We start from the raw sequence: 2643 nt of genomic DNA, 5'->3' as shown, positions 1-2643 counted from the left end.
AGCCAGACCCGGACCGTCGCCAACCTCAAACGCCGCCTCGAACGCCTCGGCTACACCGTCACCCTCGAACCAAAGGCCGCGCCCGCATGACCCGGCATCCACGCTGAAGCTATTTTCGTAGCAGCAGCAGCAGGGTTGTGACGGCCTTGGAGATAATGGAATCCTCGCGAGGGGTCCGAGGGCTCCAATCGACGCCCTGATCGCCGGCGACGACGCAAGAAGACCGCTCCCGGAGCGCTCGATCCTTCGAGCTTATCACGACTTCCCGCCGCAGAAGTTCTCTCCACGCGCGAGAGCTGAAGGGCTCACAACTATTCACGGGCTCCAGCCGCGAAAGGCGACTGGCGTGTCACGGCGATTGACGGAGCGTCTATCCGACGGGAGATCGGGACAAGACGAAAAATGACTGATTTATTCACGTGTAACGTTCGCGCCGAAAATAACACATCCAGCCTCATAGGGAGACGTCATGACCGCCGCCGAAACGCTCCTCACGCTAGACACCGCAGTTTCCAAAGCCAAGGATATCGCCGATCGCGTCATGGCCCCCACCGCCGCCGCAAACGAAAAGGCCGGCCGGTTCTCCGAAGACGCGATCGACGCTTTGGGGAAGGCCGGGCTTCTCGGCTTGACGATCCCGGGTCCGCGCCCCTTCGCGTCCATCGTCGCTACCCTCGCCGAAGCCGACGCCTCGGTCGCCATGGTCTACAAGATGCATATCTGCGCCGCCGCGACGATTCTTGCGGCGCGACCCGCGGCTCGGTGGCCGACATCTTGAACGACGTCGGGGCCGGTCCGACCCTGGCCTTCAGCGAGTCCGGCTCGCGCAGCCACTTCTGGGCGCCGGTCTCCAAGGCGCGACGCAACGGCTCGGGCGTCTAACTCTCCGCCAAGAAGTCTTTTGTGACCAGCGCCGGCCACGCCCACAACTATGTCGTCTCTTCGCTAGCGCCGGAAGGCGCGGGGCCGACGGATTCGACGCTCTATCTCGTGCCGCCGGACGCCAAGGGCCTGTCGGTCGCCGGACCCTGGGACGGGCTTGGCATACGCGCCAACGCATCGTCGCCGATGACGCTCGAAAATTGCCTGGTCGATCCCGGCCATTATCGGCGCGACGAGACGGGGATCGCGCCGGCCATGCAAGCCCAGGCGCAGTTCCGGTCCGACCCGCACTGGCGCGACCTGCAGCTGTTCTACGAATATTTCCATGCCGAAACCGGACAGGGCCTCGGAGCCTGCCACCACACCGGACGGACCGGGCTCATCGCAAACCTGCTATTGCGTGACGATTGCGAGGAAGCTGTTTCCGGCCGGCGACGGAGGCTGCGGAGGCTGAAGCCGCGGTTGCGCCAAACATCTGATCGATCCATGATGTTGGATTGCCTTCAGCCTTTGCCGACGCAGAAGTTTCCCCGCGCATCCGTCGCTGGCCGCAGCGAGCGAAACGACACGATCCGCCGTCGGCGGATTTCGCCGTACGAGGTCCTCTACGAACGTCCAATTCGCGCGCCAGCGCGCGTGGCATTCAAGCCGGAAAGGTGACGACGCCCGCCCGCGCCCGCGTCGAAGTCGGCGATCGCGTCAGCACTGTTCTCAGTAGGAGATGCTGGCCGCCCCCAGCGACAAAGCTTCGACCAGCGTAGCCCCACCGACGAGTTTCGCGTTCCCAACGAGATTGTCTTCGGGAAGGTTGCGTTTCTTGAAACACGGGGTGCAGACCCAGACGGTTCCGCCGTTCTCCACGAAGCTGCCGAGCAGATCCTTCATGGGCGCGAACCCTTCCTCGCGAATGTCGTCGGCGTATCCTTTGACGGCGAGGCGGACGCCTTCGGTGCTGAGAAAGACGATCGCCTCCTGGCCGGACACGACGGCGGCGTTCGCCACCACCATCGCCACCGTGGCCTTGTCTGGGTTATCCTTTGCGCAGGTGATGCTGATTACGATCTTGGCCATTGCCTACCCTTTCTTCTTGCGGATGAAGAAATGCGCCGGCTCTCCCGGCTCGATCGCGAGCAGGGAATGGCCGGTGAGCCGGCACCACGCCGGAACGTCAAGAATATTTCCGGCGCTGTAGGCCGCCACGTCCAGGACCTCGCCCGGCTGCATGATTTTCATCGCGCGGTGCATCATCAAGAGCAGTTCGCCGCATTTGGCCTCGCCGGCGTCGAGCAGCCGGTCAGTCGCGATCGCCGCTGTCGCCGGGGACCCGCTCATGGCCCGCGCCCTCGCCGAATATAATACTTCTCGAAGCCGTCGCCTTTGACCCGGTCGATCAGTTCATTGCCGCTCATCCGGCACCAGGAGCTCAGATCCTCCGACGCCGCCGGATCGTCGGTCGTCACCTTCAGGACCTGGCCCGCTGCCAGTGCGCGGACCTGGTTCGCCATCGGCAACAACAATTCGACGCAGGCGCGGCCGATGGCGTCGAAACTCGCCGCCGGCCCCAGCGGGTCCGCGGCGTACGCCGGGACTTTCGTGACGTTCGGCGCGCCCTCCGGGACATCGCTCTCGAGCACGCAGACGCAATGATACGACCCGACCTCGAAGGCGCGATCGATCGCCTTGGTGTTCGGGCGGGCGCAGTGCGCGCCGGCGCCGTCCATGGCGTTGTAGAGGCGTGGCGCCGCGTATTTGCCGGCAGGC

General features: G+C 64.6%; 5 protein-coding genes. 2 read left to right on the top strand and 3 right to left on the bottom strand.

Features of this window, described 5'->3' with window-relative positions; translation table 11 throughout:
• The first annotated feature begins 469 nt into the window (after positions 1-469).
• A complete protein-coding gene (locus ACLP25_RS02730; RefSeq protein WP_442467703.1) occupies positions 470-778 on the top strand; it encodes an acyl-CoA dehydrogenase family protein in 309 nt (102 codons plus the stop codon).
• Positions 779-903: 125 nt separating this feature from the next.
• Positions 904-1542 carry a hypothetical protein gene (locus ACLP25_RS02725; RefSeq protein ID WP_442467702.1) on the top strand — a complete coding sequence of 213 codons (639 nt, stop codon included), beginning with the start codon at positions 904-906 and terminating at the stop codon, positions 1540-1542.
• A 51-nt stretch (positions 1543-1593) separates the two neighbouring features.
• Here ACLP25_RS02725 and ACLP25_RS02720 read toward each other — a convergent pair whose 3' ends face one another.
• The 3 genes from ACLP25_RS02720 to ACLP25_RS02710 all read right to left on the bottom strand — a co-directional run.
• On the bottom strand, positions 1594-1953 hold the full coding sequence (locus ACLP25_RS02720) for a DsrE family protein (protein ID WP_442467701.1): 360 nt from the start codon (positions 1951-1953) through the stop codon (positions 1594-1596).
• A 3-nt stretch (positions 1954-1956) separates the two neighbouring features.
• Positions 1957-2214 (bottom strand): sulfurtransferase TusA family protein, encoded by a 258-nt coding sequence (locus ACLP25_RS02715; RefSeq protein WP_442467700.1) that lies wholly within the window; start codon positions 2212-2214, stop codon positions 1957-1959.
• On the bottom strand, positions 2211-2643 hold a 433-nt coding region (locus ACLP25_RS02710; protein ID WP_442467699.1), incomplete at its 5' end, for a sulfurtransferase TusA family protein. The genes ACLP25_RS02710 and ACLP25_RS02715, both read right to left, overlap by 4 nt.

Origin of the sequence: Roseiarcus sp. (assembly GCF_052145395.1) — a bacterium.
Lineage (GTDB): Bacteria > Pseudomonadota > Alphaproteobacteria > Rhizobiales > Beijerinckiaceae > Roseiarcus.
Note: the sequence above shows the minus strand (reverse complement) of the source record. Positions and strands in the feature narration are given on the sequence as shown.

What these genes read in the sequence shown, in the direction of transcription:
- ACLP25_RS02730 (WP_442467703.1), top strand. Translation starts at nt 470, where the DNA reads ATGACCGCCGCCGAAACGCTCCTCACGCTAGACACCGCAGTTTCCAAA.
- ACLP25_RS02720 (WP_442467701.1), bottom strand. Translation starts at nt 1,953, where the DNA reads ATGGCCAAGATCGTAATCAGCATCACCTGCGCAAAGGATAACCCAGAC.
- ACLP25_RS02715 (WP_442467700.1), bottom strand. Translation starts at nt 2,214, where the DNA reads ATGAGCGGGTCCCCGGCGACAGCGGCGATCGCGACTGACCGGCTGCTC.